At 68.3% G+C, this 20,656-nt stretch carries 24 protein-coding genes; 12 read left to right on the top strand and 12 right to left on the bottom strand.

All coding sequences use genetic code 11. The features are described 5' to 3' along the window. Positions 1-27 precede the first annotated feature (27 nt). Genes ACO057_RS16555 through ACO057_RS16540 form a run of 4 tightly spaced genes read left to right on the top strand, consistent with a single transcriptional unit; the run spans position 28 to position 2,647 of the window. Positions 28-693: a cell division ATP-binding protein FtsE gene (locus tag ACO057_RS16555; protein ID WP_421993706.1), complete on the top strand. Its 666-nt coding sequence runs from the start codon at positions 28-30 to the stop codon at positions 691-693. After that, a complete protein-coding gene (locus ACO057_RS16550; protein ID WP_421993705.1) occupies positions 686-1,546 on the top strand; it encodes a cell division protein FtsX in 861 nt (286 codons plus the stop codon). The genes ACO057_RS16555 and ACO057_RS16550 overlap by 8 nt, the downstream gene beginning before the upstream one ends. Before the next feature lie 43 nt (positions 1,547-1,589). Beyond that, the gene (gene tsaB / locus ACO057_RS16545; RefSeq protein ID WP_421993704.1) at positions 1,590-2,216 is read left to right on the top strand and encodes a tRNA (adenosine(37)-N6)-threonylcarbamoyltransferase complex dimerization subunit type 1 TsaB; all 627 of its coding nucleotides are present in this window, start codon (positions 1,590-1,592) and stop codon (positions 2,214-2,216) included. Next, positions 2,213-2,647, top strand: a complete 435-nt coding sequence (locus ACO057_RS16540; protein ID WP_421993703.1) for a GNAT family N-acetyltransferase — start codon at positions 2,213-2,215, stop codon at positions 2,645-2,647. The genes tsaB and ACO057_RS16540 overlap by 4 nt, the downstream gene beginning before the upstream one ends. Before the next feature lie 37 nt (positions 2,648-2,684). Here ACO057_RS16540 and ACO057_RS16535 read toward each other — a convergent pair whose 3' ends face one another. Next, on the bottom strand, positions 2,685-2,903 hold the full coding sequence (locus ACO057_RS16535) for a sulfurtransferase TusA family protein (RefSeq protein WP_421993789.1): 219 nt from the start codon (positions 2,901-2,903) through the stop codon (positions 2,685-2,687). 138 nt (positions 2,904-3,041) lie between these two features. Between ACO057_RS16535 and ACO057_RS16530 the strand changes: the two genes are divergently transcribed. The 3 genes from ACO057_RS16530 (at position 3,042) to ACO057_RS16520 (ending at position 4,798) form a co-directional block, all read left to right on the top strand. Continuing rightward, entirely contained in the window at positions 3,042-3,473 is a 432-nt protein-coding gene (locus ACO057_RS16530; RefSeq protein WP_421993702.1) for a MucR family transcriptional regulator, read from the top strand. A 78-nt stretch (positions 3,474-3,551) separates the two neighbouring features. After that, a complete protein-coding gene (locus ACO057_RS16525) occupies positions 3,552-3,983 on the top strand; it encodes a Fur family transcriptional regulator (protein ID WP_421993788.1) in 432 nt (143 codons plus the stop codon). Continuing rightward, entirely contained in the window at positions 3,980-4,798 is an 819-nt protein-coding gene (locus ACO057_RS16520; RefSeq protein ID WP_421993701.1) for a GNAT family N-acetyltransferase, read from the top strand. Before ACO057_RS16525 ends, ACO057_RS16520 begins: the two co-directional genes overlap by 4 nt. Before the next feature lie 26 nt (positions 4,799-4,824). Here ACO057_RS16520 and ACO057_RS16515 read toward each other — a convergent pair whose 3' ends face one another. The 6 genes from ACO057_RS16515 to ACO057_RS16490 form a co-directional block, all read right to left on the bottom strand. Further along, complete coding sequence (locus ACO057_RS16515) at positions 4,825-5,541, bottom strand: lysophospholipid acyltransferase family protein (protein WP_421993700.1); 717 nt, start codon at positions 5,539-5,541, stop codon at positions 4,825-4,827. Next, positions 5,541-7,379: a potassium transporter Kup gene (locus tag ACO057_RS16510; RefSeq protein ID WP_421993699.1), complete on the bottom strand. Its 1,839-nt coding sequence runs from the start codon at positions 7,377-7,379 to the stop codon at positions 5,541-5,543. The genes ACO057_RS16515 and ACO057_RS16510 overlap by 1 nt, the downstream gene beginning before the upstream one ends. A 138-nt stretch (positions 7,380-7,517) precedes the next feature. After that, positions 7,518-8,297, bottom strand: a complete 780-nt coding sequence (locus ACO057_RS16505; protein ID WP_421993698.1) for an amino acid ABC transporter ATP-binding protein — start codon at positions 8,295-8,297, stop codon at positions 7,518-7,520. A gap of 45 nt (positions 8,298-8,342) precedes the next feature. Then, positions 8,343-9,488, bottom strand: coding sequence for an amino acid ABC transporter permease (locus tag ACO057_RS16500; RefSeq protein ID WP_421993697.1), 1,146 nt, complete (start codon positions 9,486-9,488; stop codon positions 8,343-8,345). A gap of 5 nt (positions 9,489-9,493) precedes the next feature. Then, the gene (locus ACO057_RS16495; RefSeq protein WP_421993696.1) at positions 9,494-10,696 is read right to left on the bottom strand and encodes an amino acid ABC transporter permease; all 1,203 of its coding nucleotides are present in this window, start codon (positions 10,694-10,696) and stop codon (positions 9,494-9,496) included. Between the two features lie 115 nt (positions 10,697-10,811). Next, complete coding sequence (locus tag ACO057_RS16490; RefSeq protein WP_421993695.1) at positions 10,812-11,936, bottom strand: amino acid ABC transporter substrate-binding protein; 1,125 nt, start codon at positions 11,934-11,936, stop codon at positions 10,812-10,814. Positions 11,937-12,062: 126 nt separating this feature from the next. On the opposite strand from ACO057_RS16490, the gene ACO057_RS16485 reads away from it, so the two are divergent. After that, on the top strand, positions 12,063-12,974 hold the full coding sequence (locus tag ACO057_RS16485; RefSeq protein WP_421993694.1) for an ornithine cyclodeaminase family protein: 912 nt from the start codon (positions 12,063-12,065) through the stop codon (positions 12,972-12,974). Here the strand turns inward: ACO057_RS16485 and ACO057_RS16480 are convergent. From ACO057_RS16480 to ACO057_RS16470, 3 genes are all read right to left on the bottom strand, one after another. Beyond that, the gene (locus ACO057_RS16480; protein WP_421993693.1) at positions 12,965-13,429 is read right to left on the bottom strand and encodes a hypothetical protein; all 465 of its coding nucleotides are present in this window, start codon (positions 13,427-13,429) and stop codon (positions 12,965-12,967) included. The two genes, ACO057_RS16485 and ACO057_RS16480, sit on opposite strands and share 10 nt — an antisense overlap. A 5-nt stretch (positions 13,430-13,434) precedes the next feature. Continuing rightward, positions 13,435-14,928: a helicase HerA domain-containing protein gene (locus tag ACO057_RS16475; protein WP_421993692.1), complete on the bottom strand. Its 1,494-nt coding sequence runs from the start codon at positions 14,926-14,928 to the stop codon at positions 13,435-13,437. Between the two features lie 468 nt (positions 14,929-15,396). Then, the gene (locus ACO057_RS16470; protein ID WP_421993691.1) at positions 15,397-16,251 is read right to left on the bottom strand and encodes an amidohydrolase family protein; all 855 of its coding nucleotides are present in this window, start codon (positions 16,249-16,251) and stop codon (positions 15,397-15,399) included. 95 nt (positions 16,252-16,346) lie between these two features. On the opposite strand from ACO057_RS16470, the gene ACO057_RS16465 reads away from it, so the two are divergent. From ACO057_RS16465 to ACO057_RS16450, 4 genes are read left to right on the top strand one after another with little or no spacing between them, the layout of a single operon-like run. Further along, positions 16,347-17,291, top strand: a complete 945-nt coding sequence (locus ACO057_RS16465; RefSeq protein ID WP_421993690.1) for a Bug family tripartite tricarboxylate transporter substrate binding protein — start codon at positions 16,347-16,349, stop codon at positions 17,289-17,291. A 44-nt stretch (positions 17,292-17,335) separates the two neighbouring features. Continuing rightward, entirely contained in the window at positions 17,336-17,953 is a 618-nt protein-coding gene (locus tag ACO057_RS16460; protein WP_421993689.1) for a CDP-alcohol phosphatidyltransferase family protein, read from the top strand. Further along, positions 17,950-18,555: a lysophospholipid acyltransferase family protein gene (locus tag ACO057_RS16455; RefSeq protein ID WP_421993688.1), complete on the top strand. Its 606-nt coding sequence runs from the start codon at positions 17,950-17,952 to the stop codon at positions 18,553-18,555. Before ACO057_RS16460 ends, ACO057_RS16455 begins: the two co-directional genes overlap by 4 nt. Further along, on the top strand, positions 18,552-19,481 hold the full coding sequence (locus ACO057_RS16450; protein ID WP_421993687.1) for a phosphatidate cytidylyltransferase: 930 nt from the start codon (positions 18,552-18,554) through the stop codon (positions 19,479-19,481). Before ACO057_RS16455 ends, ACO057_RS16450 begins: the two co-directional genes overlap by 4 nt. Here ACO057_RS16450 and ACO057_RS16445 read toward each other — a convergent pair. Then, positions 19,463-19,885, bottom strand: a complete 423-nt coding sequence (locus tag ACO057_RS16445) for a DUF1810 domain-containing protein (protein WP_421993686.1) — start codon at positions 19,883-19,885, stop codon at positions 19,463-19,465. The two genes, ACO057_RS16450 and ACO057_RS16445, sit on opposite strands and share 19 nt — an antisense overlap. Beyond that, the gene (locus ACO057_RS16440) at positions 19,882-20,622 is read right to left on the bottom strand and encodes a dienelactone hydrolase family protein (protein WP_421993685.1); all 741 of its coding nucleotides are present in this window, start codon (positions 20,620-20,622) and stop codon (positions 19,882-19,884) included. The genes ACO057_RS16445 and ACO057_RS16440 overlap by 4 nt, the downstream gene beginning before the upstream one ends. Positions 20,623-20,656 lie beyond the last annotated feature (34 nt).

Raw genomic sequence — 20,656 nt, 5'->3', positions numbered from 1 at the left:
GATGAAGGCCGCGGCGAAACTTCCGCCATGGTGCGTTTTTCTCGAGTCGGCCTGCGCTATCCGGAAGGTCGCGGCGCCTGGGCGCTCAGCGACCTGGATTTCATGCTGGAGCCTGGAAGCTTCACCTGGCTGCTCGGCCCCTCGGGTGCGGGCAAGTCGAGCCTGCTGCGGCTGATGCAGCTCTCCCTGCGCGCCACCGAGGGCCAGGTGGAAGTGCTCGGGGCCGATATCGCGCGCCTGCCGCGCCGGGCCTTCCCCGCGCTGCGCCGGCGCATCGGCGTCGTCTTTCAGGACTATCGCCTGCTGCCGCACCTTTCCGCCTTCGAGAACGCCGCCCTGCCGCTGCGCATCCAGGGCATCGCCGAGGCGCGCCTCACGGCCGATGTGCGCGAGATCCTGCGCTGGGTCGGCCTGCTCGACCGCGCGGACGCGCCTCCCGCCGCGCTCTCCGGTGGCGAGCAGCAGCGCCTGGCCCTGGCCCGCGCGGTGGTCGCGCGCCCCGCTCTGCTCGTCGCCGACGAGCCGACCGGCAATCTGGACGAGGCGCAGGCGCGGCGCGTCATCACCTTGCTGCGCGAGATGCACCGGCTGGGCACCACCGTGATCGTGGCCACGCATAGCGAGGCCCTTCCGGTGGAGTATCCCGCGCCGTCCCTGCGGCTCGAGGCCGGGCGCCTCGTCGGCGATGAGTGACACGCCGCGCCTGCGCCATCTCCGCGGCCGCGACCCGCTCGGCCTGCGGCGCGCTCTGGCCGACCGGCTTCTGCCGGCGCTGGTGGGCGCGATGGCACTGCTCGCGGCACTCGGCCTGGCCGGGGCGGAGGGGGCCGGGAACCTCGCCGATCGCTGGCGCGCGGGCGCGGCCGGCCAGCTCCTGCTGCAACTGCCCTCCGACGCCGAAGCCGCCCCGATCGTCGAGCGCCTCGCCGGGCTGCCGGGCACCGCCGAGGCCGCGTTGGTGCCGGAGGAGCGGCTGCGCCAGCTCATGGCGCCCTGGCTCGGCGAGGTGCCCGGCCTGCCGCTGCCGCGCATGATCGCGATCACCCTGCGGCCCGAGGCCGACCAGACTCCTTTCCTGGAGGCGGTCCAGGCCATCCCCGGCGCCCAGCTCGAAACCCAGGGCTCGGCGGTGCGCCAGGCCCTGCGTTTGGCCGAGGGGCTGCAGGCCCTTTCAATGGCGATGCTCGCGGTGGTCGGGCTGGTCGGCGCGGCGCTGGTGGCGGTGGCGACGCGGGCCGGCATCGCGGCGCGGCGCGAAACCATCCTGATCCTGCATGAGCTCGGCGCGAGGGACAGCGACATCGCCGGCCGCTTCGCCCGACGGCTGGCCCGCCTCTGCGCCCTCGGCGCGGCCGGCGGCGCGGCGGTGGCAGTGCCCGCGCTCTGGGCGCTGGCGGATCAGGCGATCCCGGTGATCCTGGCGCGGGAGGCGACGGCGGGCGACCTGCCCTGGCTGGCCCTGGCGGCGCTGCCGGCGGTGGCAGCCGCGATCGGCTGGGCCACAGCCCTCATCACCCTGCGGGCCTGGCTCCGGAAGCTGCCTTAGCCGCGCCCTTGCCCTGAATCCATATTCGGTGCGAAGCGGAAGAATGCGCCTCCTTGTTCTCGACGCCGCCTTGTCCCGCTGCCTGGCCGCCCTGGTCGAGGATGGCGTCGTCCTCGCCGAGCGCATTGCCGAAGGTGCGCATGGCCAGGCCGCCGCCCTGCCGCCACTGGCCGAGACCGTGCTGGCCGAGACCCGGATGATCGACGCCATCGCCGTGGGCGTGGGGCCCGGCAGCTTCACCGGCCTGCGCAGCGCCATCGCCTTGGCCCAGGGCCTCGCCGCCGCGCGGGGCATCCCGCTCGTGGCGGTAACGACGGGCGAGGCATTGGCCGCCACCACCCCGCCCGGCATGCCCGTCTGGGCCGCGACGGAGAACCGCCGGGGCCAGCTCTTCCTGGAATGCTTCGACGCCGACGGCCTGGCGCTGGCCGGCCCGGCCGTCCTGGCCGAGGCCGATCTGCGCCAGCCCGCCGCCCAGACCCGGATCGTCGGCGACGGCGCGCCCCGCGCGGCAGCGCGCATGGCCGCGCGCGGCTGGACCGTGGGGCTGGGCGACGCCCGCCAGATCGAGGCGCCGGGCCTGGCCGCCGCGGCGCTGCGGCGGCTCGCCGGCGCGCTGGCCCCGCTCGCCATCGAGCCGCTCTACATCGATACCCCCGCCACGACATGAAGCTGATCGCCGCCGGCCGCGAGGATGCCGCGACCCTCGCGGCCATCCATGCGACGTCCTTTCCGCCCGGCGCCGCCTGGGATGCCGATACCTTCGAGACACTGCTGGAACTCGACGGCACCTTCGCCCTGCGGGCGGGCGAGCGGGGTTTCATCCTCGCGCGCCAGACCCTCGACGAGGCGGAAATCCTGACTCTCGCAGTCGATCCGGCGGCCCGGCGCGAGGGGATCGGCGCCGCCCTGGTGGCGACCGCGCTCGCGACCGTCGGCGCGGCCGGGGCCAAAGCCATGTTCCTGGAAGTCGCCGAAGCGAACGAAGCCGCGATTTATCTCTATGCGTCGGCAGGATTCACGAAGATCGGCCTGCGTCGCGACTACTACGCTCCCGGCATGCATGCTCTCGCGATGCGCCACTCCTTGGATATTAAGTAAAAATAAAAAATATAGGCTCTTGCAAGAGATAATATTCTTACGGTGACTTTTTAATTAGCAGTCGCCCGACCCCTTCATCTGAAAATTCCATGAAGAGGACTGTATGTCCTTGCTCGGCGATGCTCCGATGCAGATTCAGTCTCGGCTCTTCTCCCTTGAAACGGACTTCGAGTATCTCGCCACTCTTCATCTTATCGAGCTGTAGTCGGGTTCTCACAAATGTCATCGGGCAAGTCTCAGCCGACACATCTACCATTTGTACTGCCTCGGTCTTCATCACACTCGCCTTCTCGTCCGTACGTTACAGTGATATTATTGCATCCATCGACCTTGCGGAACCGCATGTGAAAGCTGTAGACCCTGCCCGATCTTTTAAGTGGATAGGAACATAGCTATGTCAGACAATTCTTCCGGCGGCGAACTCTTGGGGCTGACCGCGGAAATCGTCTCGGCGCATGTGTCGAACAACCCCGTTTCCGTGAATGATCTTTCCGGCCTGATCATCGAGGTCCATCGTACCCTTTCTTCCCTCGGCTCCGCCCCCGCGCGTATTGAGGCCGAGAAGAAGGCGCCTGCGGTTCCCGTCAAGAAGTCCGTCACGCCGGATTATCTGATCTGTCTCGAAGACGGAAAAAAGCTCAAGATGCTCAAGCGGCACTTGCAGACCTCCTATGGCCTTTCGCCCGACCAGTACCGCGACAAGTGGGCCCTGCCGAACGATTACCCCATGGTGGCGCCGAATTATGCCAAGCACCGTTCTTCCCTCGCGAAGCAGATCGGCCTCGGTACCCAGTCGCGCAAGGGCGATCAGCCTGCTAAGAGCTAACATCGTCACGGCTTTGTGACGGCAGAGGCGGCAAAGGGAGCCGGACCAATCAACGACGCGGCATCCCGTATCGAACGCATGTGCATCGAGCGCGGCCTGAAGATGACAGGCCAGCGCAGGCTCATCGCGCGTGTCCTCTCCGAAAGCGAGGACCATCCCGACGTGGAGGAACTCTACCGTCGGGCCGTGGCCCTCGACAGCCGGGTCTCGGTGGCGACCGTGTACCGCACGGTTCGCCTGCTCGAGGAGAAGGGCATCCTGGAGCGTCGCGATTTCGGGGGCGGGCGCGCGCGCTTCGACCCCGCCGATCGCGGCATCCACCATCACCTGATCGACGTGGACACCGGAAGCGTGATCGAATTCCAGGACGTGGAGCACGACGGCCTCGCCCGTCGGATCGCCGCGCGCCTGGGCTTCGATCTCGTCCAGCTCCGCCTCGAGATCTTTGGTCGCAAGGCCGCGCCCACGCCAGCGGAACCGGCCGGCGCCAAGGCTCCCCGGCGCAAATGAGCGGGCCGCAGCCTTTCGCGGAGCTTCGCTCCGGAAATCTCGGCGTCCGCATCGCGGACCAGGATTGGGAGGTCACGGCCGCCCAGGCGCTCCGCTACCGGGTCTTCTACGAGGAGATGGGCGCCCATCCCGATGCGGAGACGCTGGCTTCCAAGCTCGATGTCGATGCCTATGACGTGGTCGCGGATCACCTGCTGGTGGTCGATCACGACCGCGGCGAGGGTCCGGAGAGCGTCGTCGGCACCTATCGCCTCATCCGCCGGCAGGCCGCCGAGCAGATCGGCCAGTTCTACTCCGCCGATGAATACGACATCACCCGGATCCTGAATTATCCCGGCGGGATCCTCGAGCTCGGCCGCTCCTGCACCGACATCGCCTATCGCACGCGCGGCACGCTGCAGCTGCTGTGGCAGGGCATCGCGGCCTATGTGTTCCACCACAAGATCGGGTTGATGTTCGGCTGCGCCAGCCTGCAGGGCCTCGACCTCGACGCCAATGCGGAGCAGCTGTCCTACCTCGCGCACCACCACCAGGCGCCCGCGCATCTCTGCCCGCGCGCGCTGGAATCCCGCTACAACGCGATGGATCGCCTGCCGCGCGGCAGCTACGACGCCAAGGCCACGCTGATGGCGCTGCCCCCGCTCATCAAGGGCTATCTGCGCCTCGGCGGCTTCGTGGGCGACGGGGCCGTGCTCGATCCGCAGTTCAACTGCATGGACGTCGCCATCGTGGTGATGACCGAGAAGGTCACGGACAAGTACTACAAGCACTACGAGCGCAAGGCCGGTTGGGAAGCCGCCGGCGGCAACGGCTGATCGGCCGGCGGGCCTGGCCCCGCTGATTACCGCCGCTCGGCCTGCATCCTGAGCTGCTCTTCCTCGATCACCCGCTCCAGTCCTTCCAGCAGCTCCTCGCGCGGCAACCGCAGCGGCGGCAGCACGCGCACCTCCAGCACCCCGGGGCGCTTCAGGAAGTTGCGGCGCCCCCAGAACTCGCCCGAATTGGTCGCCGCCGGAATCACCGGGAGCTTCAGCGTCGAGGCCAGCGCCACGATCCCTGGCTGGTAAGGCACGCGCTGACCGGGCGACGTCCTGGTGCCCTCGGGGAAGATCACGATCTGGCGGTCGTCCCGGATCACCTGCTGCGCCTCGCGGAGCATCTGCCGCATGGCCTTGCCGCCCGCGGCACGGTCCACGCCGATCATCGGCGCCCGGCGCGCGAACCAGCCATAGAAGGGGAGGGAGAACAGCTCCTTCTTCATGACATAGGCGACGTCCGGCACCAGCGTGAACCAGATCACCGTGTCGAAGGCCGACTGGTGCTTGGCGGCCACCAGCGCCGCCCCCTCCACCGGCAGATGCTCGCGCCCGGTCACGCGGACGGTGACGCCGACCGTCTTGGCCATGAGCCAGACCAGGCCCTGGGCCATCCATCGCATCGCCCGCCGCTGGAACCGCCGCGGCCCGAGCAGCAGCGGGACGCCCAGGATGAGATAGCCTGCCCCGAAGCCGAAGAAGAACAGGTTGAACATCAGGGATCGGAAAACAAGCATGGCCATCAGATCGCGACGCGCACGCCCAGCTCGACCACGCGGTCGGAGGGAATCTTGAAGAACTCGGTGGCGGGCACGGAATTGCGGCTCAGCAGCGTGAAGAGCCACTGCTGCCAGCGCGCCATCTTCGGCACGGCGGCCGCGACGATGGTCTCGCGCCCCAGGAAATAGCTCGCCTGCATGGGCTCGAAGGTGATGAGCCCCTCGCTCGCCAGCCGCTCCAGTTCGCGCGGGATATTGGGGCTTTCCTGGAAGCCGTAGCAGAGGATGACGCGGTGGATGTCGCCCCCGAAATCGGTCACCTCGGCACGGCGATCCAGGGCGATATTCGGCACGTCCTCGTTGCGGACGGTGACGAAGATCACGCGCTCATGCAGCACCTTGTTGTGCTTGAGATTGTGCAGCAGCGCGCCCGGCAGGTAGTCGGCCTGGCCCGTCATGAAGACGGCGATGCCCGGCACGCGCGTCGTGCGCGACTGCGGCAGGCGCGCCAGGAAGGATTTCAGCGGCAGGCTGTCCTGGCGGAAGCGGGCGAAGAGCAGCTGCCGGCCGCGATACCAGGTCAGCATCATGGTGAAGGTCACGATGCCGATGATCACCGGCACATAGCCGCCCTCGGGGATCTTCAGCGCGGTGGCGATGAAATAGGAGATGTCGAGCATCAGCAGCGGCACGAAGACCAGCAGCACCAGCGACCAGTGCCAGCCGAACTGCCGGCGGAAGACCAGCAGGGCCAGGATGGTCGTGCAGAGGAAGGTGCCCGTCACCGCGAGGCCATAGGCGGCGGCGAGGCTGTCGCTGTTCTTGAACTCGAGCACGAGGATCACGACGCCGACCAGAAGCGCGAAGTTCACCTGGGGCATGTAGATCTGCCCCTCTTCCGTCGTGCTGGTGTGGATGACCTGCAGGCGCGGCGCGAAGCCGAGCTGCACGCATTGCCGCGCGATGGAGAAGGCGCCCGAGATCATGGCCTGACTGGCGATGACGGTCGCGGCCGTGGCCAGCACGACGAGGAAGGGGCGGAACCACTCGGGCGCGAGGAAGAAGAAGGGGCTCGCGATGGCTTCGGGCTGTTGGAGCAGCAGGGCGCCCTGGCCGAAATAATTCAAGGCAAGGGCGGGAAGCACGAGGAAGAGCCAGACGAGGCGGATCGGCCGACGGCCGAAATGGCCCATATCGGCGTAGAGCGCCTCCGCGCCCGTCACCGCCAGCACCACCGCACCCATCGCGATGAAGGCGGCCAGATGGTAGTGGAGGCAGAAGTTGATCGCCGGCCAAGGCGACAGCGCGGCGAAGACCGCCGGGTTGTCGATGCACTCGATCAGGCCGAGCAGCCCGATCGTGCCGAACCACAGGGCGCAGATCGGCCCGAAGACCTTCCCCACGCTGCCCGTGCCCCGGTATTGGATCAGGAAGAGCGCCAGCAGGACGCCCAGCGTCAGCGGGATCACGTATTCCTTGAAGCCGGGCTCGATGACTTCGAGCCCCTCGATCGCGGAGAGCACGGAGATCGCCGGCGTGATCATGCCGTCGCCCAGGAACAGGGCAGCGCCGGCGATGCCGATCAGGGCGATGATGAACTTGCCGCGATTGGTCGTGGCCGAGCGCTGCGCCAGCGCCATGAGGGCCATGATGCCGCCCTCGCCCTTGTTGTCGGCGCGCATGACGAAGGTCACGTATTTCAGCGTGACGGTCAGCATCAGCGACCAGAAGATCAGGGAGAGGACGCCCAGGATCTCCCAGGGCTCGATCCCGCCCTCGTCGAAATGCAAGAGGGCCGCCTTGAGCGCGTAGAGCGGCGAGGTGCCGATATCGCCATAGACGATACCCAGGACACCGAGCATCGAGGCCGCGGTGAGCTTATCGGAAGAGTGCGACGGCGAGGTCAATGACGGGCCTTGAGAAGAGGGGGCGCGATGGCTGTCCGCGCCCTCCTTATCAGACCTGTCGCCGTCATGGCAGCGGGGGTCTCCCCGGCCCCCTCAGTGACCCCGGAGGATCTGGCTGAGGAAGGTCTGCAGCCGTTCCGTCTTGGGATTGGCGAAGAGCTCCTCGGGCACGCCCTGCTCGACGATCTCGCCGCGGTCCATGAACACCACACGGTCGGCCACGGTGCGGGCGAAGCCCATCTCGTGGGTCACGCAGATCATGGTCATGCCGGTCTCGGCGAGCATGACCATGGTGTCAAGCACCTCCTTGATCATCTCGGGGTCCAGCGCCGAGGTCGGCTCGTCGAAGAGCATGATCTTGGGCTTCATGCAGAGCGCGCGCGCGATGGCCACGCGCTGCTGCTGCCCGCCCGAGAGCTGGCCGGGATACTTGCCCGCCTGCTCGGGGATGCGGACGCGCTCCAGATACTCCATCGCCAGCGCATCGGCCTCCTTCTTGGGCATCTTGCGAACCCAGATCGGCGCGAGGGTGCAGTTCTCCAGGATGGTCAGGTGCGGGAAGAGGTTGAAGGACTGGAACACCATGCCGACCTCGCGGCGGATGGCGTCCAGGCTGCGCAGGTCGTTGGACAGCTCGATGCCATCCACCAGGATCTGGCCTTCCTGGTGCTCCTCCAGCCGGTTGATGCAGCGGATCAGCGTGGATTTTCCCGAACCCGAGGGGCCGCAGACCACCACGCGCTCACCCATGGCGACATTCAGGTTGATGTCGCGCAGCACGTGCAGCGCGCCGTACCATTTGTTCACATTGGTAAGCGTGATGGCAGGCGCGCCATGGCGGACGGAGGAGGCGAGGGTTTCAGCAGCCGACATATGCGGGACTCCGGAAGAAGGTGGTCACGGCCAGGGTAAAAGTGATCATCGGTTGCGATGACGGTTGAATTCCGCCTCCAGGCCCGAGCTGTACTTCGACATGGCAAAGCAGAAGCAGAAGTAGATGAGGCCGAGGGTGATATAGACCTCGACGCCGAAGCCCTGCCAGGCAGGCTCGATGATTGCCGTCTTGCCCGCGGTCAGCAGGTCGAAGATGCCGATGATCAGCACCAGCGACGTGTCCTTGAAGAAGCCGATGAAGGTGTTCACCAGCGGCGGGATCACGAGGCGCAGCGCCTGGGGCAGGATGATGAAGCCGGTCTTGTGCCAGTAGCTGAGGCCGAGCGCGTCGGCCGCCTCGTACTGGCCGCGCGGCAGGGTCTGCAGGCCGGCGCGCACCACCTCGGCCAGATAGGCGCCGGCGAAGAGGATGATCGCGACCTGGGCGCGCAGCAGCTTGTCGATGTTCAGCCCCTCGGGAAGGAAGAGCGGGAACATCACGCTCGCCATGAAGAGCAGGGAGATCAGCGGCACGCCGCGGATCAGCTCGACATAGAGGACGCAGAGCGCCTTGATCGCCGGCAGGTTCGAACGCCGGCCCAGCGCCACCATGATGGCGAGCGGGAAGGCGAAGGCAAGGCCGAAGGTGGCCAGGATCAGGGTGATCGGCAGGCCGCCCCAGCGCTCCTGCGGGACATAGCTCAGGCCCAGGATGCCGCCCCACATCAGCACGCCGATGAGGGTCAGCGTGCCGATCCAGACCAGCGAGAGCTCCCAGCGCCAGAAGCGCCGCATCGCCGAGACGATGAACAGGCCGATGAAGAGCAGGCAGACGATCAGCGGGCGCCAGTGCTCGTCATAGGGATAGGTGCCGAAGAGGATGAAGCGGTGCTTCTCGGTGATCACCGCCCAGCAGGCGCCGACCCCCTTGATGGCCCGGCAGGCCTCGGTGTTGGCGACGCCCGTCGGGCTCACCGGCACCACCCAGACGGCGTTGAGGAAGGCCCAGCTGACGAAGGTGACCGCGAGCTTCACGATCAGATAGATCATCGCCAGGGAAATGGCGGTGGACCACCAGTTGCGGAACAGATTCTCCCGCGCCCAAGCCACGGGACCGATCAGGGTGATCGGCGCGCGGCGGGGCTCGGAAGGAACGATGAGGGGCTTGCCGTCGGCGGCGAGGTCGCTCATGGCGCTTATCTCTCCACCAGCGCAATGCGCTTGTTGTACCAGTTCATGAACAGGCTGATCGACAGGCTGATCGTCAGATAGACGAGCATGATGATGGCGATGCCCTCGATGGCCTGTCCGGTCTGGTTCAGCGTCGTATTGGCGATCGACACGATGTCCTGGTAGCCGATGGCCACCGCGAGCGACGAGTTCTTCGTGATGTTGAGGAACTGGCTGGTCATCGGCGGGATGATCACGCGCATGGCCTGGGGCAGCACGATCAGGTTCATCACCCGCCCGCGCTGCAGGCCGAGCGCCTGCGCGGCCTCCCACTGGCCCTGGCTCACGGCCAGGATACCCGCGCGCACGATCTCGGCGATGAAGCCGGCCGTATAGAGCGTGAGGCCGAGTAGCAGGGCGAAGAATTCGGGGCTGACGTCGAGGCCGCCGCGGAAGTTGAAGCCGCGCAACTCGGGTATGTCCGGCGTGAAGGGCGCGCCCAGGGCGGCCCAGACCACGATGGGCAGGCCGACGATCGCGGAGATGGCCGTCGGCCAGATGGGCCGGATCTGGCCGTCCTGCATCTGCTTCGCGCGGGCGGATTTGCGATATAAATAGGTGATCACGAGGCCGACGACGAAGGCCAGCAGCGCCCAGCTATGGGCCGATTCCCATTGGAAATAGGGAATCTTCAACCCGCGATTCGACAGGAACACCCCGGTCACCGGGTTGAAGGCCTGGCGCGGTCCGGGCAGGCCCTGGAGAAGCGAGTACCAGAAGAGCAGCTGCAGCAGCAGCGGCAGGTCGCGCACGATCTCGACATAGGCGGAGGCGAACTTCGCCAGCATCCAGTTCTTGGACAGCCGCGCCACGCCGAGCAGCGTGCCCAGGATGGTCGCGAGGATGATGCCGATGATCGCGACCTTCAGCGTGTTCAGCACGCCCACGAGCAGCGCGCGGAAGTAGGACATCGAAGGATCGTAGTCGATGAGGTGCTCGCCGATCGGCAGCCCGGCCTCGCGCGAAAGGAAGCCCCAGCCGGTCGCGATGCGCCGGACCTCGAGGTTGTAGCGCGTGTTGGACCACAGCCAGCCGAAGAGGCTGATCACGGCGGCCACGACGATGACCTGGTAGATGATGTTGCGGAACCGCTCGTCCGACCAGGAGATGCGGAGCGGTCGCGGCGGCGCCTTTCGGAGCAGGCGCGGGTCGGTGGAGGCCCCAGACATATACGGTGTCCCTGTCTCAATTGGCCCCAGGGCGGTGTTCCACCTTCTGGGGAGAGGGCCGGCGCGGCTAGCGCCCCGGCCCCTACATTACTTTACCAGCCCTGGGCTGAGCGTCTCACCGGAAGGGCGGAGCGTATTGCAACCCACCCGGAGCCGTCCACAAGGCATTTCGGCCGCGCTGCAGGCCGAGCGGCGCCAGGTTCCGCTCGAAGGATTCGCCGTAATTGCCCATGGCGCGGATCACATTGACCATCCAGGCCTTGTCCAGCCCGAGCATCGGTCCGAGGTCGCCCGTGCGGCCGAGCAGGCGCTGCACTTCGGGCCGGGCGTCGGTGCCGGAGGCCTCGACGACATTGGCCGAGGTGATGCCGAGCTCTTCCGCGGCGAGCATGCCGAAATGCGTCCAGCGGACGATGTCCGCGAAGCGCTGGTCGCCATGGCGCACCGCCGGGGCCAGCGGCTCCTTGCTGATCACATCGGGCAGGATGATGTGGTCGTTGGGATTCTGCTGCGCGGAGCGGTTGGCGGCGAGGCCGGAGATGTCGGTCGTATAGGCATCGCAGCGGCCGGCGATATAGGCCGCGATATTGTCCTCAAGGCGCTCGATCACCACTGGGCGGATCGACACGCGCGCGGAGCGGGCCCAGTCGGCGAGGTTCTGCTCGGTCGTGGTGCCGGGCTGCACGCAGACGGTCGCGCCGTCGAGCTGGGCAGCGCTCGTCACGTTCAGGCTGCGCTTCACCATGAAGCCCTGGCCGTCATAGAAAGTGACCGCCGGGAAATCGAGGCCGAGCGAGCTGTCGCGCGAGAGCGTCCAGGTCGTGTTGCGGCTCAGGATATCGACCTCGCCGGATTGCAGGGCCGTGAAGCGGACCTGCGGCGTGGTCGCGAGGAAGCGGACCTTGTTCGGGTCATTGAAGATGGCGACCGCGAGGGCGCGGCAGAAATCGACGTCGAAGCCGCGCCAGGCGCCCTGGCTGTCGGGCATTGAGAAGCCGGCGAGGCCGGTGCTGACGCCGCAGGTCAGCTGGCCGCGGGCGCGGATGGCATCGACGGTGCTGCCGGTCGCGGCCGGCGCCGCGGGTGCCGCAGCAGGAGCTGGGGCGGGGGTGGGGGCTGGCGCCGGGGCCGGGGGAGCGGCGGCGGGCGCCTGGGCTAGGGCCGGCACCGATACGGCGGCGAGCAGGGCCGCGAGGCCACCCAGGAGGGATTTTTTTAGGGTTCTTTTCATGGGCTTCATATCCTTGCCGTCCCCCGAGGTCGCATCGGCCGGAAGGCGGCCGACATCACCGAGCCCTGCAATGCTGACCTAGGAAGCGCCATCGATCAATCGCACAATGATCCATCCTCCCTCAGCCGGAACCCCATGCTGCAAATTGATAAGGCAGAAATTGCCGCTCGCCTGCCCTGGCATGCTCTCGTGGAGGCATTGCGCGCGATGTTCGTCGCCGGATGCCAGGCGCCGCTCCGTCACCGCCACCCCCTCCCCGCCAATGGCACCTTGCTCTTGATGCCGGCGGTCAGCGCCACGCATTCGGGGGTGAAGATCGTCCATGTGGCGCCGGGCAACACCGCGCTCCGGCAGCCGACCGTGAACGCCGCCTACCTGCTGTCCGATGCGACGACGGGCGTGCCCATCGCCCTGCTGGACGGCGGCGAGCTGACCGACCGGCGGACGGCGGCGGCCTCCATCCTGGCCGCGCGCTATCTGGCGCGGCCGGATTCGCGGCGCCTGCTGGTCCTGGGCGCCGGCAAGATCGCCGCCGCCCTCGCCGAGGCCTATGCGGAGAGCTTCCCTCTGGAGGAGGTCGCCATCTGGGCGCGCCATCCGGCGCGGGCGGAACAGCTGGTGGCGCGACTCGCCGCGCACGGCATTCCCGCCCGTCTGGCCGCGACGGCCGATCCGGCAGGCTTCGACATCGTGAGCGCCGCGACGCTCTCGACCGTGCCGCTGATCCATGGCGCCGCGCTCTCGCCGGGGACGCATGTGGATCTGGTCGGTGCCTTCCGGGCCGATATGCGCGAGACGGACGGCGCGGTCCTGGCCCGGGCGCTCTGCGTGGTGGACACGCGGGTGGGCGGCCTCGCCGAGGCCGGCGATGTCGTGCAGGCCATCGCCGAGGGGCACATCACCGAGGCCGATATCGCGGCCGAGCTGTCCGAGCTGTGCAAGGGCCGCCACCCCGGGCGGACCTCGGCGGATCAGATCACGCTGTTCAAATCGGTGGGCTGGGCGGGCGAGGATCTAGCGGCGGCGATCCTCGCCACTCAGGGCTGAGCGGCCGGCTTCGGCCGGCGCGGCAGGATCAGCGTCGCGGCCACGGCGGCGGCACAGACCAGCGCCTGGGCCGCGACCCAGAGCCAGAAGCCGGCACCCAGCCAGCAGACCGGCTCGTCCCAGGCCTCGTTATGCGGCAGCCGCATGCCCCAGGAGGGCAGGAGGGTCATCACCGCGGCGGCCAGGAAGAAGGCCTGGATGCCGGGGGACCAGAATCCGGTCCGGCGGCCGCGGATCAGCAGCACGACGTTGATCAGGAAGGGAATATTGGCCATCCAGCCCCATTGGCCGAGCAGGATCGCCATCCAGCCGAAGAACAGGATGGTGTCGTTGTGGAACCAGTTCGCGAGGCTCTGATCCTCGCGAGAGCACGTCGCGATGGCGGGAAAGGCCAGCGCGCCGAAGAACAGGATGAGGGCCAGGACGGCGAGGGTCGCGAAGACGGTCCGGCGCATGGATCTCAGATATCCTGTTCGGGCCCGTTAGGGTCGCCTGCCGTGGTTTCCCAACCAAGCCCGACCAGCGCGAGGGAGCGCTTTCCGCCGCGCTCGCTCCGCAGGACCACGGCCTTCTGCTCCTCCATCCAGGCCAGCAGCCGCCGGGCGCGCCCGGCCGATCGGGTGCCATAGGCCCGCGCGATGGTCGCATCCGAGGGGCAGGGCAGCCCGTCTCGCGCGGCGCGCGCCAGTAAAAGGTAGACGCCCTGGGCATCCTCCGGCAGCACCTCGGCCCGAGCGACGGCCGACTGCCATTCCTCGCTCTCGGCCGCCTCGGGGGCGACGCCGGCCCGCGCGGTGGCCAGCATCCGGCGGAAGGTGGCGAGGTCGGGCGGGCCTTCGATCTCCTGGATCCGCAGCCGGACCAGGAAGTCCTGGTAGAGCACGCCGGCCGGGCGGAAGGCGGCCTCCTCATCGGCCAGCACGTGATGGAGCGTCGCGTCCATCCGCGCCTTGCGCAGCTCGATCTCCTCGGGCGTGAGGGGCGCCGCCGTCTCGGCCAGATGCACCGCCGGCGGCCGGAACTGGGCAAGCTGCAACAGGATGTCCGGCGCGGGCGGGCGCGCCGCGCGGCGCGGGGCGGCCGGGCGGGCGTCGGGCTCGGGCCCATGCAGGAGGAGCTCGCGCGCTTCCTCGGCCGAGGCCGGCATGGCCGGCGCCATCAGCTTCGGCCCGGCGCTGCGCGATTCCGTCTCGACCTCGCCGATCCGGATCGCCAGGGGCCGGCGGGACACCGCCGGGCCGAGGGCCACGAAATGCCCGCGCTCCAGGTCGCGGAAGGCCTCCGCCTGGCGCCGCTCCATGCCGAGGAGGTCGGCCGCGCGGGCCATGTCGATGTCGAGGAAGGTGCGGCCCATCATGAAATTGGAGGCCTCGGCGGCGACGTTCTTGGCCAGCTTGGCCAGACGCTGCGTGGCGATGACGCCCGCCAGGCCGCGCTTGCGGCCGCGGCACATCAGATTGGTCATGGCACCGAGCGCCGCCCGCCGCGCCTCGTCCGAGGCCTCGCCGGCCATGGCCGGGGCGAAGAGCTGCGCCTCGTCCACCACCACCATCACCGGGCCCCAATGGTCGCGGTCGGCGTCGAAAAGGCCGTTCATGAAGGCGGCAGCGCAGCGGAGCTGGGCTTCGACCTCGACGCCGTCGAGGTTCAGCACGACCGAGACGCGGTGCCGCCGGGCGCGATCGGCCGCGCGGGTCAATGTCGCTTCGGAATGATCGGCGGCGTCGATGACCAGATGGCCGAATCGGTCCGCCAGCGTGACGAAATCGCCCTCCGGGTCGATCACCACCTGCTGCACCCATGGCGCGCTCTGCTCCAGCAGCCGGCGCAGCAGATGCGACTTCCCCGAACCGGAATTCCCCTGCACCAGCAGTCGCGTGGAGAGCAGTTCTTCCAGGTCGAGCGTCGCGGCCGCGCCCTGGCGCGTCTGGCCCATCTCGATCCCGATCGTCATGGGCGATGTCCTAGCGCGTCACGGCCGGCAGGAGAACATCGCGGCGGGCAGGAAGATCGCGTGGGAAGCGGATCGGCGAATCGATGGGTCCAACCCGCACGAAGCGGGAACGCCGTTGGGCCCGAGCAACCCTTTGACCACAACCTGTTGTGTTAAAGTCGGGTCTGAGATGAGTCAGCGATTCGTTCGCGCGAATCGGATCAGACACTTGATTCGATAAGATTCCGGATCGTCGATTTGCCGGCTTGATTCACGAAATGTTCTTTTCGCGGCCCATTTGAATGCCCAAGACTATTGTGCCCCGACGCATGAACTACGTGACCGCCCAAAACATCAAATATACTTTCCGATTTCGAAATAATAATCGGCAAATCCTTCGGGTTGAGAAGAAATATCGGGGTGCTGAGAACGCCGAGCCTTGCATCCCGGCGCATATTCCGCCGCTGGCCGAACCGCCAACGGCCGGGACTACGGTGTCGCAGCCCCGAACTCATAGAGCCTTGCGGAATTCGTCACGAGAACAGCCTGACGCACCGCCTCGTCCGCGACCCATTCGCCGAGGAGATCCAGCAGCCGCGCTTCATCCGGCTTGTTCTCGAAGATATTGGGGTGCGGCCAATTGGAGCCCCAGACCACCCGCTCCGGCGCGGCGGCGATCAAGGCGCGGGCGATGGCGGACACATCCGCATAACCGGGCGGCCCGGAACGCGAGACGCCATAGGGCGAGGACGCCTTCATCCACACATGCCCCGCCTCCAGCAGCCGCTTCAGCGCCTGGACCTGGGGGGCCTCGGGCGGGACGGGATCATGGAAGCGCCCGACATGGTCGATGACGACCTGGCAGGGGAGCGCGCGGATCAGCGCCTCGCGCTCCGGCATCTCGCCCCCGTCGAACTGAAGCTGGAGATGCCAGCCGAGCGGGGCGACCCGCGCCCCCATCTCGTGCAGCTTCTCCCAGGGGATGATGCCGCCCTTGAGCATGAAGCAGCGCGCGCCGCGCGCCCCGGCCGCGTGGAGCCGCGCGAGCTCGGCCTCCGGCGTGTCGAGCGTGACGACCACCACGGCACGGGCGGCATCCAGGCCGAGCGCGGCCACGGCATCCATCGTGCAGGCATTGTCGTCGCCATAGGCCGTCGGCTGCACGACCACGGTGCGCGACAGGCCGAGCGCTGCCTTCACTCTCCGGTAAGCTTCCAGATCGTAAGCGAAGGGCACCGGCGAGGGATTGCTGGGCGCGACCGGATAGCGATCCGCCGGTCCATAGATATGCATGTGGCAATCCGTGGCGCCGAAGGGCACGGGCAGGCGGGGGGTCGTTGGCATGGATTCTCCTCGGCGCGGAACGAAGCCCGGAGAGGAGTCGTTGTCCATCCAGGCGGCGCGAGGCATCTTCCGCCCAAATTCCTTAGGAGGACACAATGTCTGGACGCAGGAGCCTGCTCGCGGGCGCCGCCACACTCACCGCCATGGGCGCGGCGCAGGCCGCCTGGGAGCCGGCGCGCGCCATCCAGCTCATCGTCGGCTTCGCGCCGGGCGGTGGGGCGGATCTCGCGGCGCGCGCGGCCGGCGAGGCATCGACGCCCTTCTTCCCATCGCCGCTGGTGGTCGTGAACCGCCCCGGCGCCGGCGGCGCCATCGCGGCCCAGGCCGTGGCCGGCATGGCGCCGGACGGGCTGAACCTGCTGGTCGGCGGCGGCAGCGAGAGCACCTCCCTCCCCGCCTTCCGCGACGTCCCCTACGACCCCAAGCACTCCTTCCGCGCCGTCATCCGCCTCACGCGCCAGCCGCTGATGATCGTCGTGAAGCGCGGCGGCCGCTTCACCGACATCCGCCAGGTGGTCGAGGCCGCGAAGCGCGATCCGGGCGCGATCCCGCATGCCTCCTCGGGCATCGGCTCGATCTACCACGCGGTCTTCGTGCTGCTGCAGCAGGCGGCGGGCGTAGAGTTCCTGCACATTCCCTTCACCGGCGGCGCGCCCTCGCTGGCGGCGATCATGTCCAACACGGTCGAGCTCGCCGTGCTCGCGCCCGAGGAGATGGCCGGGCTGGCCGGCGCGGGCGAGGTCGTGCCCATCGCGGTGGCCTCCGAGGCGCGGCTCGCGGCCTTCCCCGGCGTGCCGACGCTGAAGGAATGCGGCTGGAACGTCGTCGTCGAGAACATGAAGGGCCTCATGGCGCCGGCCGGCCTGTCGGACGAGGCCTATGCCTCGCTGCACGACCGCTTCCAGCGCGGCATGCGCACGCCGGCCTGGAACACCTTCCTGACGCGCACCGGCGCGCTGGACGGCTATCTCGACGGGCCGGGCTTCCAGCAGGCCATGGACAACCTGCTCGATGCGCTAAAGCTCGCCGTGCGCCGTTAGACGCTGCTACCCTTTCCCTCGCATCGAATCGAGGGAAGTGCAGTTTGACGGAATCCGCGCGACGACCCATCGCGAGCCGGTCCTCCGGCTGGGCCATCGCGATGGCCGCCCGACTGGCGCGCATGGGCGTGACGCCGAACAGCATTTCCGTCGCCTCGGTGGGCTTCGCCCTGCTGGGCGGCGCACTGATGCTGGCGGCGCATCCGCTGGCCTGGTTCGGCGCGGCGCTCTGCGTCCAGGCGCGGCTGGTGTGCAACCTGCTGGACGGCATGGTCGCGATCGAGGGCGGCATGAAGACGCCCACCGGCGCGCTGTACAATGAATTCCCCGACCGCATCGCCGACACGCTCTTCCTCGTGCCGCTCGGCTATGCGGCCGGCGTGCCCTGGCTCGGCTGGGCCTGCGCGCTGCTGGCGGCGCTGACCGCCTATGTGCGGGTCTTCGGCGGATCGGTCGGGCTGGTGCAGGACTTTTCGGGGATCATGGCCAAGCAGCGGCGCATGGCCGCGCTGACCGCCGCGCTGGTGCTGGCGGCGATCGAGCTCCCGCTCTTCGGCACGCGCTGGGCCCTGCTGATCTGCGGCTACGTCGTCGCGCTGGGCAGCCTCGTCACCTGCGTCACGCGCAGCCAGGGCATCGCCAGCGCGTTGACGCGCGCATGACCGCCCTCATCCGCCGCGCGCTGATCCTGCTCGTGCGCCTGCTCGTCGGCGCGCGCGCGGACTGGCGCGGTTGCGCGCCCTCCACGACGCAGCGCATCTACTTCGCCAATCACGGCAGCCATCTCGACACGGTCGCCGTCATGGCGGCGCTGCCCTGGGCGGTGCGCCGCCTTACCCATCCCGTCGCCGCGCGCGACTACTGGGGCCGCAACGCGGTGCTGCGCTGGATCGCGGAGGTCGGGCTGCGCGCCGTGCTCATCGACCGCAAGCCGGTGCGCGGCGAGGATCCGCTCGGCCCCGCCACGCAGGTGCTGGAGCGCGGGCGCTCCATCCTCATCTTCCCCGAGGGCACGCGCGGCTCAGGCGAGGAGATGGGGCCCTTCCGCGGCGGGCTGCACCGCATGGCCGCGCGCTTTCCCGCGGTGGAGCTGATCCCGGTGCATCTCGACAATCTCCAGCGCATTCTGCCGAAGGGAAGCATGCTGATCGTGCCGATCACCTGCACCGCGCGCTTCGGCGCGCCGATCCGTCTCGAGCCCGGCGAGGACAAGGGAAGCTTCCTGCGCCGCGCACGGCAGTCCGTCCTGGACCTCGTCGCATGAGCGGGCCGCTGATGCATGTAGTGGTGACCATCCTCACCATCCTCATCCTCGCCTCCGCCGCCGGCTTCGTGCTGGAGCGCCGCGCGAAGGACGAGAAGGCGATCGCCACCGTGCGCAACCTCAATGCGCGCACGCGCTCCTGGTGGGTGATGGTGGCGGTGCTCGGCGGCGCGATCTGGGCCGGCGCGACGACGACCATCCTGCTCTTCGCGCTGCTCTCCTTCCTCGCGCTGCGCGAGTTCTGGACGCTGACGCCCGCGCGGCGCGGCGACCAGCTGGCGCTCTTCCTCTCCTTCTTCGTCGTGCTGCCGATCCACTACGTGCTGCTGCTGGACGGCTGGTACGGGCTGATGTCGATCTTCATTCCCGTCTACGCCTTCCTGATCCTGCCGGCGCTGACCACGCTCTCCGGCGACGCGAAGGAGTTCCTGTCGCGCAGCGCCAAGGTGCAATGGGGCCTGATGCTGACCGTCTATTCGGTGAGCCATGCGCCCGCGCTGCTCTTGCTCGACACGGGCACGCCTTCCGCGCTGATGCTGGTCTATCTGGTCGTCGTCGTGCAGCTGAGCGACGTGTTCCAGTATGTCTGGGGCAAGCTGATCGGCAGGCGCCGCTTCGCGCCCGGCATCAGCCCGTCCAAGACGCTGGAAGGGCTGATCGGCGGCGGGCTGACGGCCATCCTCATCGGCGTTCTGCTGCACGGGCTGACGCCCTTCTCGCCGCTGGAGGCGGCGGGCGTCTCGGCGGTGATCGTCACCGCGGGATTCTTCGGCGGCTTCGTGCTCTCGGCGATCAAGCGCGACCTGGGCGCGAAGGACTGGGGCTATGTGATCGAGGGCCATGGCGGCGTGCTGGACCGCATCGACTCGCTGACCTTCGCCGCGCCGCTCTTCTTCCACATCACGCGTTACTTCTGGACCGCCTGAAGGAGCGCGAGCGTCTTCCCGTCCTCGGCGCCGTCGCAGTAGCGATCCAGCGCCGCGCGGAACATCGGTTCGCCCGAGGCATGCAGGAAGAGCGTCATGCTCGAACGGAATTTCCGGGCGTCCACGGCACCCAGGATCGTTTCGAGCGACTTTCCCTGCACGCCCAGCACCGCCTGCGTGCAGGCCAGCAATCGCGCCCCCAGCACCTCATGCGCGAGATAGGCGCGCGCCTCCTCCAGCGAGGCGATGCCGTAGAACTGCGCGTTCGACGAGAAGCCCAGCCCGCGCATCTGCGGGAAGACGAACCACATCCAATGCGTTCGCTTATCCCCCGCCTTCAGCTCGGCCAGCGCGGTCGCGTAGACCTCGTCCTGCGCGTCGAGAAAGCGCTGGAGACCGCTCATCCCAACCGGCGCCGGTACAGCGCGATCAGCCGCTCCCAATGCCGTTCGGCGGCGGGCTTGTCGTAGCAGGCGCGCTGCGGGAAGGCGAAGCCGTGATGGACGCCGGGACTGATCTCCAGCTCGCCCTCCACGTCCGAGGCATCGAGCAATATCTGCAGCTGTTTCACCATCGGCAGCGGCGCGAGCTCGTCATGCTCGGCGCAGGAGATGTAGAGCTCGGCCCGCCCCTCGCCGAGCGTCAGATGCGGGCTCTCCTCGGCCTCGCTCACCAGCCAGGTTCCGTAGAAGGAGGCGGCGGCGGCGATCCGCCCGGGATAGCGCGCGGCCGCCGCCAGCGCATAAGGCCCGCTCATGCAATAGCCGTGCACACCGACCGCGCCCGGCTCCACCTCGGCCTGGGTGTCGAGAAAGGCGAGCATGGCGGCCACGTCGCGCATGACGGGCGGAATGGTCATCTTCGTGCGGATGGCGCGCATGCGGTCGCGCTCCGGATCGTCCTTCTGCAGCACGCCGGGGCCGAACTTGGAATCGCGCCCGGCGCGGTAATAGAGGTTCGGCAGGAGGACGTAGTAGCCCACGCTCGCCAGCCGCCGCGCCATGTCGTGCAGCTCCTCGCGGATGCCGGGCGCATCCATCAGCATGAGCACGGCCGGGTAGGGCCCGTCGCGCTCCGGCCTCACGATGAAGGTCTCCATCGCGCCGTCGCGCGTGGTGATGTCCCTGGTGTCTTCGAGCATGCTCGCCCCCCTTTACGCACACCGATGATGGGCC

This window comes from Roseococcus sp. (assembly GCF_965227005.1).
GTDB lineage: Bacteria > Pseudomonadota > Alphaproteobacteria > Acetobacterales > Acetobacteraceae > Roseococcus.
Note: the sequence above shows the minus strand (reverse complement) of the source record. Positions and strands in the feature narration are given on the sequence as shown.

Excerpts from the sequence above, each read along its gene's own strand:
- ACO057_RS16555 (WP_421993706.1), top strand. The coding sequence starts at position 28 with ATGGTGCGTTTTTCTCGAGTCGGCCTGCGCTATCCGGAAGGTCGCGGC.
- ACO057_RS16550 (WP_421993705.1), top strand. The coding sequence starts at position 686 with ATGAGTGACACGCCGCGCCTGCGCCATCTCCGCGGCCGCGACCCGCTC.
- tsaB (WP_421993704.1), top strand. The coding sequence starts at position 1,590 with ATGCGCCTCCTTGTTCTCGACGCCGCCTTGTCCCGCTGCCTGGCCGCC.
- ACO057_RS16540 (WP_421993703.1), top strand. The coding sequence starts at position 2,213 with ATGAAGCTGATCGCCGCCGGCCGCGAGGATGCCGCGACCCTCGCGGCC.
- ACO057_RS16535 (WP_421993789.1), bottom strand. The coding sequence starts at position 2,903 with ATGGTAGATGTGTCGGCTGAGACTTGCCCGATGACATTTGTGAGAACC.
- ACO057_RS16530 (WP_421993702.1), top strand. The coding sequence starts at position 3,042 with ATGTCAGACAATTCTTCCGGCGGCGAACTCTTGGGGCTGACCGCGGAA.
- ACO057_RS16525 (WP_421993788.1), top strand. The coding sequence starts at position 3,552 with ATGTGCATCGAGCGCGGCCTGAAGATGACAGGCCAGCGCAGGCTCATC.
- ACO057_RS16520 (WP_421993701.1), top strand. The coding sequence starts at position 3,980 with ATGAGCGGGCCGCAGCCTTTCGCGGAGCTTCGCTCCGGAAATCTCGGC.
- ACO057_RS16515 (WP_421993700.1), bottom strand. The coding sequence starts at position 5,541 with ATGGCCATGCTTGTTTTCCGATCCCTGATGTTCAACCTGTTCTTCTTC.
- ACO057_RS16510 (WP_421993699.1), bottom strand. The coding sequence starts at position 7,379 with ATGCTCGGTGTCCTGGGTATCGTCTATGGCGATATCGGCACCTCGCCG.
- ACO057_RS16505 (WP_421993698.1), bottom strand. The coding sequence starts at position 8,297 with ATGTCGGCTGCTGAAACCCTCGCCTCCTCCGTCCGCCATGGCGCGCCT.
- ACO057_RS16500 (WP_421993697.1), bottom strand. The coding sequence starts at position 9,488 with ATGAGCGACCTCGCCGCCGACGGCAAGCCCCTCATCGTTCCTTCCGAG.
- ACO057_RS16495 (WP_421993696.1), bottom strand. The coding sequence starts at position 10,696 with ATGTCTGGGGCCTCCACCGACCCGCGCCTGCTCCGAAAGGCGCCGCCG.
- ACO057_RS16490 (WP_421993695.1), bottom strand. The coding sequence starts at position 11,936 with ATGAAGCCCATGAAAAGAACCCTAAAAAAATCCCTCCTGGGTGGCCTC.
- ACO057_RS16485 (WP_421993694.1), top strand. The coding sequence starts at position 12,063 with ATGCTGCAAATTGATAAGGCAGAAATTGCCGCTCGCCTGCCCTGGCAT.
- ACO057_RS16480 (WP_421993693.1), bottom strand. The coding sequence starts at position 13,429 with ATGCGCCGGACCGTCTTCGCGACCCTCGCCGTCCTGGCCCTCATCCTG.
- ACO057_RS16475 (WP_421993692.1), bottom strand. The coding sequence starts at position 14,928 with ATGACGATCGGGATCGAGATGGGCCAGACGCGCCAGGGCGCGGCCGCG.
- ACO057_RS16470 (WP_421993691.1), bottom strand. The coding sequence starts at position 16,251 with ATGCCAACGACCCCCCGCCTGCCCGTGCCCTTCGGCGCCACGGATTGC.
- ACO057_RS16465 (WP_421993690.1), top strand. The coding sequence starts at position 16,347 with ATGTCTGGACGCAGGAGCCTGCTCGCGGGCGCCGCCACACTCACCGCC.
- ACO057_RS16455 (WP_421993688.1), top strand. The coding sequence starts at position 17,950 with ATGACCGCCCTCATCCGCCGCGCGCTGATCCTGCTCGTGCGCCTGCTC.
- ACO057_RS16450 (WP_421993687.1), top strand. The coding sequence starts at position 18,552 with ATGAGCGGGCCGCTGATGCATGTAGTGGTGACCATCCTCACCATCCTC.
- ACO057_RS16445 (WP_421993686.1), bottom strand. The coding sequence starts at position 19,885 with ATGAGCGGTCTCCAGCGCTTTCTCGACGCGCAGGACGAGGTCTACGCG.
- ACO057_RS16440 (WP_421993685.1), bottom strand. The coding sequence starts at position 20,622 with ATGCTCGAAGACACCAGGGACATCACCACGCGCGACGGCGCGATGGAG.